Consider the following 16,165-nt stretch of genomic DNA (forward strand, 5'->3'; position numbering starts at 1 on the left):
AGCCCCGCGCATGAGCGACACCCCCGCCTCGCCGCCGACCGCGCAAGCGCCGATCACGCGATCCCCGATAAACTGCGCTTTCGTCCTCGCCGCGGGCCTGGGCAAGCGCATGCGCCCCGTCACCGCCACCGTGCCGAAGCCCCTGGTGGAGGTCGCCGGCAAGGCGCTGATCGACCACGCCCTCGACCGGGCGGCGGAAGGCGGCATCGAGACCGCGGTGGTCAACGTGCACTACCTGCCGGACCTGATCGAGGGGCACCTGGCCAAGCGGGGCGGCCTGCCGAAGGTCGTCGTCTCCGACGAACGCGCGGCGCTGCTCGAGACCGGCGGCGGCGTGAAGAAGGCGCTGGACCTCGTCGGCGCCGATCCGTTCGTGGTGTTCAACTCGGATTCGTTCTGGCTGGAAGGCCCGACCCCGAACCTCGCCCGGCTCATCGAGGCCTGGGACGCGGCGCGCATGGACATCCTGCTCCTGGTGGCGCCGACCACCACCAGCCTCGGCTACGAGGGCGCCGGCGACTTCGTGATGGCCGCCGACGGCCGCCTCGCGCGGCGGGGCGAGCGCCGGATCGCGCCCTTCATCTACGCGGGCGTCGCGGTCTTGAAGCCGGAGCTGTTCGCCGACACGCCGGACGGCGCCTTCTCGCTCAACCTGCTGTTCGACCGCGCGATCGCGGCGAGCCGCCTCTCGGGCCTCCGCCTGGACGGGCAATGGCTCCACGTCGGAACACCGGACGCGATCCGCGCCGCCGAGGAGCGGGTACGGGTAAGCGCGCAGGAGGGGTGAGCGGCGATTCCGTTTGAGGAACGGAAGCGGAACCTCTAGATTGCTCGCGTCGAGGCTGGCCCTGGTCGCTGCGGAGGTCCCGGTGGACGTGAAGGAAGCGGTTTCCAAAGCGAAGGACTATGTCGCCACGGTCTTCGATGCCGAGCAGCCGAAGAACATCGGCCTCGAAGAGATTCGGTTCGACGACGCACTGAACCAATGGCTCATCACCGTCGGCTTTTCGCGTCCTTGGGACGCGTCGAAGCCGCTGGTGACGGCACTTGGGCGCGATCTCGACCTCAAGCGATCCTACAAGGTGGTGCACCTCAAGGATGACGACGGCCGCGTCGTCTCCGTCACCGACCGCCGAGTCGAGCCTTGAGTGCGAGACGCCTGTTCATCGATACGAACCTGCTTCTGCTGCTCTTCGTCGGGACCGCGTCGGAAACCTACATCGCCGCCCACCGGCGGACACGGATCTACACGATCGACGACTTCGCGCTGCTGAAGCTCCTGATCGGGGATGCGGCGGTCTTCGTCACGACGCCGAACGTCCTCGCCGAGACCTCGAACCTGATCCGGCAGTTCGACCAGGCTCGTCTCGCCCCCGTACTTCAGGCGTTTCGTGGCTATGCCGAGGCGGCAACGGAGACATATGTTCCAAGTGCGGTCGCCGTGAATGCCTCCGACTTCGACAGGCTCGGTCTCAACGACGTCTCGATCCTGGATGCTCAAGAGCCGGACGTGACTTTGATCACTGACGACCTGCACCTCTACCTGACGAGCGCGATGTCCGGCAGGAAGGCCCTCAACTTCACGCACGAGCGCGAACGGATCTTCGGTTGACCCAGATCGAACCGATCGAACCCTCCCACGTCTTCACCATCACCCGCGGCGCGCCGTTCCTGCCGACGCTGGTCGACGCGTTGCTCGACGGGCGCCTCGTCGGCGACCTCGGGGGCGACCCGCTGGCGCTGGCCGCCGTGACGATCTACCTGCCGACGCCGGGGGTGGCGAAGGAGCTGGCCAAGCGCCTCGCCGCGCGGCTCGGCGAGGCGGCGCTGCTGCCGCGGATGATCCCCCTCGGCGAGGCGGACGAGGCCGAGCTGGATCTCGCCGCGATGCCGCTCGTGGCGAACGCCGCCACCGGGCTCGACCCCGAGATGCAGAAGCTGGAGCGCCGGCTGATCCTCGCCCGGCTGGTGCAGTCCTGGGCGCAGGCGGTCGATCGCTCGCTGCTGCCGATCGACGAGGAGGTGCCGTTCCTGGTGCCGGCCTCGCCCGCCGACGCGGTGGCGCTGGCCGCCGACCTCGAAGGCCTGATGGACGCGCTGACCGTCGAGGGGCTGCCCTGGTCGGAGATCGCGGGCGCCGTCGAGGCCGAGTATTCGCGCTATTTCGGCCTGACCCTCGACTTCGTGCGGATCGCCGCCGAGAACTGGCCGCGGATCCTGGCCGAGCGCGGCCTCACCGATCCGGTCTCGCGCGCGCGCGACCTCGTCTTGGCGGAGGCCGCGCGGCTGACCCGCGCGCGGCCGCGCGACCCGGTGGTGATCGCCGGCTCCACCGGCTCGGTGCCGGCCACCGCCAAGCTCATCGCCGCGGTGGCGGGGCTGCCGCACGGCGCGGTGGTGCTTCCGGGGCTCGACCTCGACCTCGACGAGGCCGGGTGGGACGCGATCGAGACCGGCGCCGGCTTCGACCGCGAGGTCGCCCACGGCCATCCGCAGGCCGTGCTGCATCGGCTGCTCGGCCCCGGCTGCCTCGGCCTCGCACGGGCCGCGATCGTCGATCTCGGCGGCCACGATCCCGAGGCGACCGCGCGCGCCGCCCTGCTGTCCCAGGCCCTGCGCCCGGCCGAGACCACCGACGCCTGGGCGCGCCTCGACCCGGCCCTGCGCGACACCCTCGGCCGTGAAGGCCTCGCCGGGCTCGCCGTGGCCGAGGCCGCCGACGAGCGCGACGAGGCGCTGATCGCCGCCCTCGCCCTGCGCGAAACGCTCGCCACCCCGGGCCGGACGGCCGCCCTGATCACGCCCGACCGCGCGCTCGCCATGCGGGTCGCCGCCGAGCTCGCCCGCTGGGACATCGTCGCCGAGGACAGCGCCGGGTCGACGCTGAGCCGCAGTTCGGCGGGCCGGCTGGCACGGCTCTCGGCGGAGCTTGCCGTCGACCTCCACGCCGAGCAGGGCGACGCGATCCCGCCGCGGATCATCGCGCTCCTGGCCCACCCGCTGGTCGGCCTCGGCCTTCCGCGCGGCGACGTCGTGCGCGGGGCGGCGGCCCTCGAGATCGGCGTGCTGCGCGGCCCGGCGCCGGCCGGCAGCTTCCAGGGCCTGAAGGATGCGCTTGCCGCCCAGCGCGCCGCCCCGCACAGGCACCAGCCCCGCGCCAAGCAGCGCCTCTCCGACCTCGACTGGGACTTGGCGGCGGCGATCCTCGACCACCTGGAGGCCGCGTTCGCCCCGCTCACGGCGTTCGCGGGCGCGTGCGGCACCGAGCCTGCGTCCTGCGACCTCGTCGAGGCGGCACGCCTCCACGCCGAGGTCTGCGAGGCGCTGCTGGCGCGGCCGGCGGATGTGACGGAGCCGATCGCGGACGCCTCGCTGAACTGCCTCGACACGCTGTTCGACGACGTGCGCAACCTCGTCGGCCACCGCGCGGAGGCGGACGCGGCGCTGCTGCCGGGACACTTCGACGACTACCCCGCCTTCCTCACCACGCTCGCCGCCGACCGTACCGTGCCCTGCGCCGGTCCGGCGCCGCACCCGCGCCTGAGCATCCTCGATCCGCTCGGATCGCGCCTGATGCACTACGATCGCGTCGTGCTCGCTGGGCTCGACGAGGGCGTCTGGCCGGGCAAGACCACCACGGACGCCTTCCTCAACCGCCCGATGCGCGAGCGCGTCGGCCTCAACCCGCCCGAGCGCCAGCTCGGCCAAGCCGCCCACGACTTCGTGCAGGGCATGAGCTGCCGCGACGCGGTGATCACCCGCGCGGCCAAGCGCGAGGGCTCGCCGACCGTGCCGTCGCGCTTCCTGCAGCGCATCCGCGCGTTCGCGGGCGAGGCGGCGTGGGCGACGGCGCTCGACGCGGGTCGTCGCTTTGCCGGCTACGCGCGAGCGCTCGACACCGCGGCGGCGCAACCGCGCCTGACCCAGCCGAAGCCGAAGCCGGACCCGGCCCTGTTTCCGCGCAGCCTCAGCGTCACCGAGATCGAGACGCTGGTCCGCGACCCCTACGCGATCTTCGCGCGCCACGTGCTCGGGCTCGATCCCTTGGAGGCGGTGGCGGAGCGGCCGGGCGCGGGCGACCGCGGCACGATGATCCACGCGATCTTCAATGAGTTCGCGAAAACCTACCCGGATGTGTTGCCCAGCTTCGATCGCGCGCGTGAGGAGTTGACTCAGATCGCCGTAAACTCGTTCGCGAAAATCGAAGATATTTACCCCGAGCTCTACGCCGAGTGGTGGCCGCGCTACGAGCGCATGGCCGCGCTCTACCTGCCCTGGGAGATCGCGCGGCGGGCGACGCTCGCCCGCGTCGAGCCCGAGATCTTCGGCCGCTGGGCGATCCCGCTCGGGTCCGAGACCTTCACCCTGCGGGCGCGCGCCGACCGGATCGAGCGCGGGGCCGACGGCGCCTGTATCGTCGACTTCAAGACCGGCGCGCCGCCCTCGGCGCGGGAAATCTTCGCCGGCTTCTCGCCGCAGCTGACCCTGGAGGCGGCCATGCTGATGCACGGCGCCTTCGACGGCTTCCCGGCGGCGGACGCGGCGCCGGACCTGCTCTACGTCCACGCCTCCGGAGGGCGGAAGCCGTTCGTGCCGCTGGCGGTCAAGCCGCCCAAGGGCGATCCGCGCACCGTCCCCGAGATCGTCGAGGAGCACGCCACGCGCCTGAAGGGGCTCGTCGCCCGCTTCATGACGGGGCAGGCCGCCTACACCTCGCGGCCCTACCCGAAATACGCCAAGTCCTACGGCGACTACGACCACCTCGCCCGCGTCGGCGAATGGTCGCTCGGGGGTGACGGGGAAGGGTGATCCGATCGCCAACGGATCGATCCGGGATGCGGTTCTGGCAAACCCGGTTTCGGCAACCCTAGCCGTCGTCCCGGGGCGCCGAAGGCGGGCCCGGGATTCAGAACCGCAGGTCGTGCTCGATCCTGCGCTGTCGGCGGCTCTGGATCCCGGGCTCTGCTGCGCAGCCCCGGGATGACGGCGAGGGAGCGGGACTGATCGCGTTTCGCTTCGATGAGACGTGTAATACCGAACCTCGGTGAGCCCGACTCATCGAGGTTCGGCCCCCGCGACTGCGGGGCGGCGGTCGTTCGCCGGACCTCATGGGTTCTGACCCATGAGACTTGGTATAAGCGACGTGAGGCGTCAGACCGGGGCCAACGCGGCGCGGGGGTCGTGTCGGGCGAGGCGGCCGAGCAGGTACTCGACCTCCGCCACCGCCCTCTTGCCGAGGGCGCCGCCGGGCTTGCGCTGGGCGGGCGAGGCGATCAGTCCGCGGCGGGCCATCACGTATTTGCGGACCGCCAGCCCGATGCCGGGCTGCTGCTCGTAGCGCAGCAGCGGCAGGTGGGCGTCGAACAGGTCGTGCGCGGCATCGCGCTCGCCGGCGGCCGCCAGGCGGACCACGTCGGCGAGCATGTCGGGGAAGGCGTAGCCGGTCATCGCGCCGTCGGCGCCGCGCTCGGTCTCGAAATCGAGGAACAGGCCGCCGTTGCCGCACAGGATCGCGATGTGCCGCATCGTGCCGTCCGCCTCGAAGCCGCGGAGCGCCGAGATCTTCTCCAGCCCCGGCCAATCCTCGTGCTTGAGCATCATGCAGGCCGGGTTGTCGTTGACGATCCGGCGGATCACGCCCGGCGTCATCACCACGCTGAAGGTCAGCGGGTAATCCTGGATCACGAACGGCACGTCGGCGCCGATCGCCTCGGCGGCCTGCGCGTAATAGCCGACGATCTGGTCGTCGGTGCGGAGCGTGCTCGGCGGCGCGATCATCACGCCGGCCGCGCCCGCATCCATGGCGCTGCGGGCCAGCGACGCCATCGCGGCGAAGCCCGGCGCCGAGACGCCGACGATCACCGGCAGGCCCTCCGCCCGCACGATGAAGCGGCGGGCGACATCGAGCGCCTCGCCCTGATCGAGCTTGCCCGCCTCGCCCATCACCCCGAGCACGGTGAGGCCGGTGGCGCCGTTTTCGGCGTAGAAGTCGGTCAGCCGGTCGATCGAGTCGACGTCGATGCGGCCGTCCGCATGGAACGGCGTCGGGGCGATCGGGAAGACGCCGCGTTCGGAGGCATCCAGGCGCATGGGGTTCGATCCTTCGTGACGGCGTCGCGCCGGGGGACGCGGAGGATAGACCGTCTCGGCGCCCGCGTCGCAGCCGCTCAGGGGATGCCGAGCGTCCGGATCAGCACGAGGCTGATGCCGATGAGTAAGAGGAGCGAGCCGGTGACGGCGGCGGTGACGCGGCCGCCGACGCGGGCGAGGATGCGCACGTCGACGCCTAGGCCGAGCGCCGCCATCGAGACGACGGTGAGGAGGCCGGCGAACCTCGTCATCGGCAGCGCGGCCGCGTCGGGGATCAGGCCGAGCGAGCGCAGGCTCGCCAGCACCAGGAAGCCGACGATGAACCACGGCACCAGCCGGGTCAGGCTCAGGCGGCCGGGCCTTGTCGCGGCGCCGCCGTCGGCCGGCAGCCACCGGGCGATGACGGAGAAGGCCAGCACCACCGGGCCGAGCATCAGCACGCGCACGAGCTTCACCAGGGTGCCGACCTGGGTGCTGACGAGGCTGACCGGCACGGTGGCCGCCAGCACCTGCGGCACCGCGTAGACTGTGAGGCCGGCGAGCACGCCGTACTGGTTGTCGGAGAGGTGGGCCAGCGGCACGAACAGCGGCAGCCCGAGCACCATCAGCACGCCGAGCACGGCGGTGAAGGCGATGGAGGCGGCGATGTCCTTGTTGTCGGCCCCGATCACCGGGGCGACGGCGGCGATCGCCGAGTTGCCGCAGATCGCGTTGCCGCAGGCGACGAGGATCGCCATCCGCGCCGGCAGCGCCAGCAGGCGGCAGATGCCGTAGCTCGCCGCGATCGTCAGGATCACGGTCCCGACGATGCCCGTGAGCAGCGCCGGCCCCGAGGCGACGATCGCCCCGAGGCTCAAGGAGGCGCCGAGCAGGGTCACGGCGAGCTCGAGCAGCTGCTTGGCACTGAAGGCGATTCCGCTGCGGAAGCGCGGACCCGGCACCCAGGCGCTGCGGACCGCGATGCCGAGCAGGATCGCGATCACCAGGGCCTCGATGTAGGGGTGATCCAGCGCGCGCTCCTCGGCGGCCTGGACGCCCATGGCGATCCCGGTGATCGCGACGCAGACGAGGATGCCCGGCAGCAGCGCGAACGGGCCGGCGCCGGCGGTCGGCTCAGTGCGCGCGGATGTCGTCATCGGCTTCGAGTCAGCGCCCATGCGGCCTCTCGCTCGGCAGAATCCGCACCCCGAGGGGCGCTTGGGAAGGAACTTCCACGCCGAGGATCAGGCGGAGAAGAAGTCTTTCCTTATCGAGGAATCTTCGGAAGACGCAACCATTGATTCAGGCGCGCCCAAGCGCGACATCTTCCATCATGACCGCCCAGCTCGACCAACTCACGACAGCCTACGACCCCTTCGGCGAGCCGATGGAGATGTCGCGCGCCTGTGCGGACGCCAAGATCTCCGGAAAGTTCGGGAGCTACGGCGAGACGCGCCGCGCCGCGATTGTGTTCTGGGCGCTCGCGTTGCTGTTCGTGGGCGGCCGGATCTACCTGTCCGAGCAGACGCCGTCACACGGAGCGGTCGCGGAAGCGACATCGATGACCCTTCCGGGGACGGCCCTTCGCTGAACCGGTCCGCGTCGGCGGGACGTCCTCAGTAGGCGTCCGCGAGATAGGCGGCGATCGCTTTGCCGTCCGCCTCGTCGATCGGGGCGTGATAGACCTTGATCATCTTGGTCACCTCAGCATCCCAGAACGCCTTACCTTTGCCCGGCGGCTGCATCGCGATGTAGTCGGTCGAATGGCAGGTGAGGCAATTGCCCTGCGCCGCCGTGCGGCCGGCCTCTTGGCCTGCGCTCGAACGCAATTCGGAATAGGCATCCGGCAACGCGTAATCCAGTGGCGCGGCCGTCGTTGCGCCCGCCCAAAGCGAGACCATAAGTACGATGTGGCAGCGAATGGACATCGATTCCCCCTTTCAGGCCGCTTGAATGCGGGTGGTCTCGACGACGTTGCGCATGTAGCCCGGCGGGTTCCACTGCGGCTCCATCGGCTGGCCTGCGCCATCCTTGGCTGTCGCGCGCACACGAATGGCATGCATGCCGGCACCGAGTTCGGTGGTCGCCGTCCAAGTCCTGAACGCGTAGCGGCCGAGATCCTGTCCGAGCTCGGCCGGTATCCAGGTGCGGCCGTCGTCCGTCGAGAGTTCGACGCGCGCGACGCCGGAGCCGCCGTCGAAGGCGATGCCGCGAAGCGATGTCGGCCCGGCCTTGACCTTGGCGCCGTCGCTTAGGTTCGTCACGAACGAGCGCACGTTCAACCGCGCGATCGGCACCGTGGCCGCAGGCGCCTTGCCCGGCTCGGTGCAGGCGCACGGCGTGTCCGGGATCCGGTAGGCGGACTTCATCCAGAAGCCCTCGAACGGTCGGTCGAGCACGGTGATCGCGCCGAGGTGCTTCACCCAGTACGTGCCGTAGAATCCCGGCACCACGAGGCGTACCGGAAAGCCGTTGAGAAAGGGCAGGTCCTGACCGTTCATGCCCCAAGCCAGCATCACCTCGCCGGAGCGGGCGTGATCGACGGTCAACGCCTTCACGAAGTCCGGGGTCTCGGGAATCACCGGGCCATCGAGGCCGTCGAAGGCGACCTGCACCGCGCCGGCTTTCATGCCAGCCGCGTCGAGCACCGCCTTCAACGACACGCCGGTCCAGCGGGCGTTGCCCATGGCGCCGTTGCCGAGCTGGCCGCCTGCGACGCGTGGCTCGACGAAGCCGCGGGAATTGCCGGAGCATTGGTTCACCGCGACAACCTCCATCGGCGCCATGCGCTTGAGGTCGGCAAGCGACAGCGCGACCGGGCGCTCGACATGGCCCTTGATCTCCAGTCGGTACGTCTCCGGGTCGATCGCGAGTGGGAGGTCGGCCAAGTGGTAGCGCACGAAGAAGGCGTCGTTGGGCGTGATCGCACCCTCGTCGAACACCGAGAACGGCGTTTCGAGTTGCGGCGGGCGGCTGGTGAGCTGGATCAGCGGGCGTTTGCCCGGATAGCGGACGAGGGCGCGCGCGCCGTTGCCGAAGGGCAGGGCGATCCGGTCCTCGGCGGCGGCGCGGAAGGGAAGCCCCGCGCCGATCGCCGCGAGCCCGGCCCGCATCAGCACCTGTCGCCTGTCGAGACCGGCCATGGCATCCTCCCGTCGCGACGTCCGTCCCGGATCGGGCGGCGGCGTCTTTGCGGAAGGTTATAGCATCGCGGGCCTGTAAAACCCCCGGCACCGGCCATGCGGCGCCGAAGCTTCGTGCGGTCTGTCAGGCGGCGGGCACCGTCCGGTCACTTCAGCCGGGCGGCGGCCCAGGCGATGTGGTCGTCCATGAAGCTGGAGATGAAGAAGTAGGAGTGGTCGTAGCCCTCGCGCATGTTCAGGGTGAGCGCGATGCCGGCCTTCTTGCAGGCCTCTTCCAGCAGCCACGGCCGCAGGCCGTCGTCGAGGAAGCTGTCGGCGGTGCCCTGGTCCACCAGGAGCTCGGGGAAGCGGTGTCCGTCCTCGATCAGTGCGGTGGCGTCGTGGGCGCGCCAGGCCGCGGTGTCCGCGCCGAGATACTTCTCGAAGGCCGGCTTCGACCAGCCCGCCGTGGAGGGCTGGGCGATCGGTGCGAAGGCCGAGCAGGACTTGAAGCGGTCGGGATAGGTCAGCGCGATGGTGAGCGCGCCGTGGCCGCCCATCGAGTGGCCGACGATGCCCTGGCGGCTCATGTCCGCGGGGAAGTTCTTCGCGATCAGCGCCGGAAGCTCTTCGGTGACGTAGCTCCACATCCGGTAGTTCGCGGAATAGGGAGCTTCCGTCGCGTCGAGGTAGAAGCCCGCGCCGGAGCCGAACTGCCAGTTGCCGGCCTCGTCGGGGATGCCCTCGCCGCGGGGCGAGGTGTCCGGCGCGACGACGATCACGCCGTGGCGGGCGGCGGCCTGCCGGTACTCGCCCTTGTCCATGACGTTGGCGTGGGTGCAGGTCAGCCCCGAAAGGTACCACAGCACCGGCACCGGGCCGTCCTTGGCCTGCGGCGGCACGAAGACCGCGAAGGTCATCGGGCAGGCGGTGGTCTCGGCGTCGTGCCGGTACACGCCCTGGACGCCACCATGCGAGAGGGCCTTCGAGACGGTTTCCATGGGGTGATCTCCTGATCGGGACGGTCGGGCGGGCATGTCCCTCCCCCCTCGAGGGGGGAGGGCGTACGCGTCGTGGCCTAGTAAATCACCACCGAGCGGATCGACTTGCCCTCGTGCATCAGGTCGAAGCCGTGGTTGATCTGGTCGAGCGGCATGGTGTGGGTGATCAGGTCGTCGATGTTGATCTTGCCCTCCATGTACCAGTCGACGATCTTCGGCACGTCGGTGCGGCCCCGCGCCCCGCCGAAGGCCGAGCCCTTCCAGACGCGGCCGGTGACGAGCTGGAACGGACGGGTCGAGATCTCCTTGCCGGCTTCCGCCACGCCGATGACGATCGACTCGCCCCAGCCGCGGTGGCAGCACTCGAGCGCCTGGCGCATCACGTTGACGTTGCCGGTGCAGTCGAACGAGAAGTCGGCGCCGCCGCCGGTCGCGTCGAGGATCGCGGCCACGACGTGGTCGTTGCCGACTTCCTTCGGGTTGATGAAGTGCGTCATCCCGAACTTCTTCGCCATCTCCTGCTTGTCGGGGTTGATGTCGACGCCGATGATCTTGTCGGCGCCCACCATCCGCGCGGCCTGGAGCACGTTGAGGCCGATGCCGCCGAGGCCGAACACCACGACGTTGGCGCCGGGCCAGACCTTCGCGGTGTAGATCACCGCGCCGATGCCGGTGGTGACGCCGCAGCCGATGTAGCAGACCTTGTCGAAGGGGGCGTCCTCACGGATCTTCGCGAGTGCGATCGCCGGGAGCACGGTGAAGTTCGAGAAGGTCGAGCAGCCCATGTAGTGGAACAGGGTGTCGGACCCGCCCGGGCTGCCGCCGGTGGAGACGCAGGAGAAGCGCGAGGTGCCGTCCGGCATCACGCCCTGGCCCTGCGTCGCGCGGATCGCGGTGCAGAGGTTGGTGCGCTGCGACAGGCACGACTTACAGCCGCGACATTCGGGCGTGTAGAGCGGGATCACGTGGTCGCCGACCTTCAGGTCGGTGACGCCGGCGCCGACCTCGCGGACGATGCCCGCGCCCTCGTGGCCGAGGATCGCCGGGAACTTGCCCTCCGAATCGAGGCCCGAGAGGGTGTAGGCGTCGGTGTGGCAGATGCCGGTGGCCATCACCTCGACGAGCACTTCGCCGGCCTTGGGCCCCTCGATGTCGATGGTCTCGATGGTGAGCGGCTTCTTCGCCTCCCACGCCACGGCTGCGCGCGTCTTCATGTCGGATTTCCCTGTGCCTGAACGATCACGGACGGCGTCGACAGGCGACGGCGCTTCGGCTCGCTCCGACCCTCGGCGTTCCCGTGACGAGAATCCGGCGGCGGCGATCCGAACGGCCCGAAATACGGGATGCCTGATGCTGGTTCTCGCGCGCCGACGCAACCGCCATTTCCGCAGGGGCCGCCCGCATGGGGCGCGGGCCGCCGCGAGATCCCCCTAGCCGCCTCAGGCTGCGGCGAGCCCGAGCCCGGCCAAAGCCTCGGCGATCTCGTCCTCGCTCAAGGTCCGGATCACCGGGCCGGAGGTCCAGACCAGCATCGGCCGGATCGCGTGGTCCGGGTAGATCCGCGCGAGCAGCCGGGCGTAGAGGGCGATCTGCGCCGTCTCGGGGCGCGGCGGCGGCGCGCCCTCGTCCGGCGGGCGTCCGGTCTTGAAGTCGGCGAGTCGCACGATGCCGTCGGCGACCGCGAGGCGGTCGATGCGGCCGAAGACCGGCCGCTCGACGCCCTCCACCACCACCCGCCCCGACAGGCTGACCTCGGCGCGCGCATCGCGGGCGAAGAGCGGCGCGAGGTCGGGCGTCTCGATCAGGTCGAGGGCCGCCCGCACGACGTTCGCGCGAGCAGGGCGCGGGAAGGCGGGCGCGCGGGCGGCCACGAACGCCGTCGCTGCCGGCTCGCGGGCGGCCGGCTCGAGGCGCGGCAGGTGCTCGAGCAGGGCGTGGATCAGCTTGCCGCGCCGGCGCGCCTCGGTGTCGGCCTGCCGTGGCGGGATCCGGCGCTCGCCGTCGGCCGCGCGCATCACCCCCGAGGGCGAGATCGGCGGCGCGGGGGCGGCCTCGGGGGCCACCGGCTCGCGCAGCCATGCGGGGAGCGCGGCGGGCTCGGGCGCCGGCTCGGCCGGCGCCGTGCCGGTCTCCGGGCCGGTCCCGTCCCGCCACAGGGTGACCGGGCCGTAGGCGGTCTCCACCGCCTCGCCCTCGCCGAACGCCTGCACCATCCCGGTGCGGATCATCTCGCACCAGGCGGTCGGCCCCACCGGCGTCTGGCCGCGGAAGGGCGCGACCACGAGCCGGTCGGCGGCCCGCGTCATCGCCACGTAGAGCAGGCGGTTGTGCTCCTCCCGGGCCCGCACGTGCAGGGTCTCGCGCGCGGCGCCGATCGCCTCGGAATCGTAGGGTTTCGCGGTCGACCACACCGGCGGCACGTCGCCCGGCATCGCGAGCAGCGGCGGGTCGTTGCCGCCCGGCGCCTCGCAGCCGTCGATCATCACCACGACCGGGGCCTCCAGGCCCTTGGCGCCGTGCACGGTCATCACCCGCACCTCGTCGCGGCCGGATTCCATGTCGCGCTTGACCGTGTGGCCGGCCTCGCCCCGCCCTCCGGCGCAGTAGCGCGCCAGGAAGCCGGCGAGCGAGGGGGCGTCGGCCCCGGCCTCCGCCTGCGCGGCCCCGAGCAGGAACACGTCGATGGCGTCGCCCGCCTCGCCCCCGAGGCGGGCGACGAGGGCGGCCCGGCCCCCGCCCGGCCCGAGGAGGGCGGCGTAGAAGCCGAACGGTCCCTGCGCGCCCGCGGCGGCGATCCAGCCGGCGAGCGCATCGCGCCCACGGATCGCCGCCGCGTCGCCGGCCGCCGCGTGGCGGCCGAGCGCGTCCTCCAGGGTCTCGGACCGGTCGCGGTCGGCGGCGATGCGGACGAGGTGGTCGTCGGTGAGGCCGACCAGCGGCGTCTTGAGCGCGCAGGCCAGCGTCAGGTCGTCGGCGGGCAGCAGCCCGGCCCGGCCGATCGAGACCAGGTCGGCCACCGCGATGTGCGCGCCGACGTCGAGCCGGTCCTGGCCCGCCACCGGCACGCCAGCGCCCTTCAGCGCTCGGATCACCTCCTCGAAGGCGGGGCCGCGCTTGCGCACCAGCACCAGAACCTCGCCCGGCCGCCAGACCCGGCCGCTGGTGTCGCCGGCGGTGACCCAGGTCCGCACCGCGCGGGCGATCCGGCGCGCGGTGACGATCGCAGGCGCGTTGGCCTCCGGCGCGTCCACGGGCGCCGCCCAGGCGTCGGGCTCGACCTCCTCCACGGGCTCCGCCACCGGCCACAGCTCGACCGTGCCGGGCGCCCCGGCCCGCGCCGTGGTGTGGACGGTGCCGACCGCCTTGTCCTCGAAGCCGAGGCCTTCGTAATGCTCGGCCACGCCGAAGGTGGCGTCCACCGCCCGCAGCACGCCGAGGGTCGAGCGGAAGGACAGCCCCAGCGCGACGTCCTCGAACTTGAGCTTGGCCGCCTTCGCCTCGCCCCGCCACTTGCCGTGCATGGTCGCGAACTCGCGCGGCTCGGCGCCCTGGAAGCTGTAGATCGACTGCTTCGGGTCGCCGACGGCGAAGCGCGTGCGCAACTGCTCGCGGGCGCCGGCCCCGGTGGCGAACTCGGCGGTGAGCCGGTCGAGGATCCGCCATTGCTGCGGGTTGGTGTCCTGCGCCTCGTCCACGAGGACGTGGTCGACGCCGCGGTCGAGCTTGTACAGCACCCAGGCGGCGTCGACCCGCGAGAGCAGGTCGAGGGTCTTGTGGATCAGGTCGTCGAAGTCGAGCGCTCCGAGCTTGGCCTTCTGCGCCTCGATCCGGCGGTGGATCTCGGCGGCGAGCGTGAACAGCGCCTCGGTGCGGGCGAGCGCGCGGGCGCCGCGCAGGGCGTCGAACAGCGGCACGAGCCGGTCGCGCTCGGCGGTCAGCGCCTCGCGCACGTCCTCGGGGACCGCCTTGGTGCCGAGGCTCTTGTCGGCCTTCGGCTCGTCCTTGGCGGTGAAGAACACCGCGCGATAGAGGTCGAGCCGCTCCGTCGCGTCGGTGGCGGCGTCGGCGGCGAGCAGGCCGTCGGCGAGCTTCTCGTCGGTCGCCTTCCCGGTGCGCAGGCGCGCGGCGAAGCCCGGCCCGTCGTCGATCCCGCCCTCCAGGATCGACGCCGTCACGGTGTCGGCGGTCTCGCCGGCGCGAAGGCCCAGCGCCGCGCCGAGCCGGGAGAATTGCGGCCGCAGGCCGCCGCCCGCGCCGAGCACCTCGCGCGCGGCCATCGCCTGCCGGATCGCCTTGCGCAGGGCCTCGCCCGTCGCCTCCGGCGTCACGAGGTCGAGGGCCCAGCCGAGGGCCGCGTCGCCGCCGACGGCGGCGGCCAGCACCTGGTCGGTCTCGTGGGCGAACATCTCGGCGGCGAGGTTCTCGTCCAGCACTGCGAAGCGGGCGGGCACGTTGGCCTCGAACGGGAACATGTGCAGCAGCCGCTCGCACAGCGCGTGCAGCGTCTCGATCTTCAGGCCGCCCGGCGTCTCGACCGCGCGGGCGAACAGCCGCCGCGCCGCATCGAGGTCGGTGGGCGAGGCCGCCCGGCCGGTGAGCGCGACGAGCTCGGCCGAGAGCGCCGCGTCGCCGAGGGTCACCCAGCGCCCCAGCGTCCGGAAGATCCGGATCGACATGTTGGCGGCTGCGGCCTTCGTGAAGGTGAGGCACAGGATGCGCGCCGGCGCCGCCCCGTCGAGCAGCAGCCGCACCACCCGGTCGGTGAGCACCTTGGTCTTGCCGGCGCCCGCGTTGGCCGAGACCCAGGCCGAGGCGCGCGGGTCCGCGGCGCGCCTTTGCGCGTCCTCGGTTCCGGGATCGACGACGAAGGCCTCGCGACGGCTCATGGACACCTGCTTTTCAGAAGCGGACTTCTCAGGAGCGGACCCGCGGCCCGCACGCGAAAAACCATCGGATGCGGCTGCGCGGAGCGCAAGCGCGGTCGGACTTCGCAGCGCGACGGTCGCGTCGGGTTCGGGCGTCCTCAGAATACCGCGTGGTCGCCGCGCTCGGCCACCGCCTCGCCGCGGACGAGCCGCGCGTAATGGTCGAACAGCGTCTCCGACCCCGTCGAAGGGGTGGCGTCGGCGTCGTAGCGCCCGGTCGCGAGGTCGAGCACGAGCATCGACTCGGTGGCGTAGTAGCGCCCGATGCGGGCGAGTTCGGCCTTGGCCGCCAAGGCCGGCAGAAATCGTCCGAGCGTCGCCAGCACGCCGACGATCACGTCCAGCAGCGCCACCGGCACGTGCGTGAAGCGCGGCGCGCGCCCAAGGAGCGCGAACAGCGCTTCGCCCTGGGCCTCCGGCGTGATCGCCTCGCCCGGCCCGCCGATCGGCAGCACCCGGTTGCGGCGCGCGGGATCGTCGAGGCAGTCCGCGAGGTAAGCCCCGAGGTCGTCGTCGCCGATCGGCTTGCAGGCCGTGAGTCGTCCGTCGCCGAAGACCAGGAACGGCTTGCCGCGCCGTACGCGCTCGACCTGCCCCGACAGCGATTTGAAGAAGGCCGTCGGCCGGACGATCGTGTAGTCGAGCCCCGACGCGATCAGCTCGGCCTCGAAGGCGAGCTTGGCGTGCTGGAAGGCGAGGACCGGCTTCTGGACGCAGATCGCCGAGAGCAGCACGACGTGCCCGACTCCGGCCGCCCGGCTCGCCTCCAGGGCGCGCACATGCGCTCCGTGGTCGATCGCCCAGGCGTCGGTGGGCAAGCCGGTGCGGGAGGCGAGACACGAGACCAGGACGTCGAACGCCTCGCCGCGGACGCCGTCGCGCGCCAGCGACGCCGGGTCGGCGAGGTCGACGCCCCGCGCGACGGCGCCCTCGGGGATTCGCGCGGCCTCCGGCGAGTGCCTGACCAGGCAAACGACCTCGTGCCCGCGCGTCACCAGCGCCCGCACGGTCGCGCGGCCGATGGTGCCTGTGCCGCCCAGCATCAGGA

At 71.7% G+C, this 16,165-nt stretch carries 13 protein-coding genes; 5 read left to right on the top strand and 8 right to left on the bottom strand.

All coding sequences use genetic code 11. The features are described 5' to 3' along the window. Positions 1-109: 109 nt before the first annotated feature. From FV234_RS16665 to addB, 4 genes are all read left to right on the top strand, one after another. On the top strand, positions 110-787 hold the full coding sequence (locus FV234_RS16665) for a nucleotidyltransferase family protein (RefSeq protein WP_238271137.1): 678 nt from the start codon (positions 110-112) through the stop codon (positions 785-787). 82 nt (positions 788-869) lie between these two features. Further along, positions 870-1,148, top strand: a complete 279-nt coding sequence (locus FV234_RS16670) for a hypothetical protein (RefSeq protein ID WP_147751023.1) — start codon at positions 870-872, stop codon at positions 1,146-1,148. Then, positions 1,145-1,612 carry a hypothetical protein gene (locus FV234_RS16675; RefSeq protein WP_147830445.1) on the top strand — a complete coding sequence of 156 codons (468 nt, stop codon included), beginning with the start codon at positions 1,145-1,147 and terminating at the stop codon, positions 1,610-1,612. The genes FV234_RS16670 and FV234_RS16675 overlap by 4 nt, the downstream gene beginning before the upstream one ends. Further along, positions 1,609-4,809, top strand: a complete 3,201-nt coding sequence (gene addB, locus FV234_RS16680) for a double-strand break repair protein AddB (protein WP_238271057.1) — start codon at positions 1,609-1,611, stop codon at positions 4,807-4,809. Before FV234_RS16675 ends, addB begins: the two co-directional genes overlap by 4 nt. Positions 4,810-5,151: 342 nt before the next feature. Here the strand turns inward: addB and FV234_RS16685 are convergent, their stop codons facing one another. Together FV234_RS16685 and FV234_RS16690 are read right to left on the bottom strand one after the other, a co-directional pair. Next, positions 5,152-6,090: a dihydrodipicolinate synthase family protein gene (locus FV234_RS16685; RefSeq protein WP_147830446.1), complete on the bottom strand. Its 939-nt coding sequence runs from the start codon at positions 6,088-6,090 to the stop codon at positions 5,152-5,154. A gap of 77 nt (positions 6,091-6,167) precedes the next feature. After that, a complete protein-coding gene (locus tag FV234_RS16690) occupies positions 6,168-7,226 on the bottom strand; it encodes a putative sulfate exporter family transporter (protein WP_147751048.1) in 1,059 nt (352 codons plus the stop codon). Between the two features lie 176 nt (positions 7,227-7,402). On the opposite strand from FV234_RS16690, the gene FV234_RS16695 reads away from it, so the two are divergent. Next, complete coding sequence (locus tag FV234_RS16695; protein ID WP_147751020.1) at positions 7,403-7,660, top strand: hypothetical protein; 258 nt, start codon at positions 7,403-7,405, stop codon at positions 7,658-7,660. A 25-nt stretch (positions 7,661-7,685) separates the two neighbouring features. On the opposite strand, the gene FV234_RS16700 is transcribed toward FV234_RS16695, so the two are convergent. The 6 genes from FV234_RS16700 to FV234_RS16725 all read right to left on the bottom strand — a co-directional run bounded on the left by FV234_RS16700 (position 7,686) and on the right by FV234_RS16725 (position 16,160). After that, entirely contained in the window at positions 7,686-7,997 is a 312-nt protein-coding gene (locus FV234_RS16700) for a cytochrome c (RefSeq protein WP_147751019.1), read from the bottom strand. A 12-nt stretch (positions 7,998-8,009) separates the two neighbouring features. Continuing rightward, entirely contained in the window at positions 8,010-9,212 is a 1,203-nt protein-coding gene (locus tag FV234_RS16705; RefSeq protein WP_147830448.1) for a molybdopterin-dependent oxidoreductase, read from the bottom strand. A gap of 146 nt (positions 9,213-9,358) precedes the next feature. Beyond that, positions 9,359-10,192 (bottom strand): S-formylglutathione hydrolase, encoded by an 834-nt coding sequence (fghA, locus tag FV234_RS16710; RefSeq protein ID WP_147830450.1) that lies wholly within the window; start codon positions 10,190-10,192, stop codon positions 9,359-9,361. 77 nt (positions 10,193-10,269) lie between these two features. After that, positions 10,270-11,406, bottom strand: coding sequence for an S-(hydroxymethyl)glutathione dehydrogenase/class III alcohol dehydrogenase (locus FV234_RS16715; RefSeq protein WP_147751016.1), 1,137 nt, complete (start codon positions 11,404-11,406; stop codon positions 10,270-10,272). Between the two features lie 225 nt (positions 11,407-11,631). Then, positions 11,632-15,078, bottom strand: coding sequence for a double-strand break repair helicase AddA (gene addA, locus FV234_RS16720; protein ID WP_147830452.1), 3,447 nt, complete (start codon positions 15,076-15,078; stop codon positions 11,632-11,634). A 137-nt stretch (positions 15,079-15,215) separates the two neighbouring features. Further along, a complete protein-coding gene (locus FV234_RS16725; protein ID WP_147754484.1) occupies positions 15,216-16,160 on the bottom strand; it encodes an NAD(P)H-binding protein in 945 nt (314 codons plus the stop codon). Positions 16,161-16,165 lie beyond the last annotated feature (5 nt).

The sequence above is a fragment of the Methylobacterium sp. WL8 genome, from assembly GCF_008040045.1.
GTDB classification, from domain to species: Bacteria; Pseudomonadota; Alphaproteobacteria; order Rhizobiales; family Beijerinckiaceae; genus Methylobacterium; species Methylobacterium cerastii.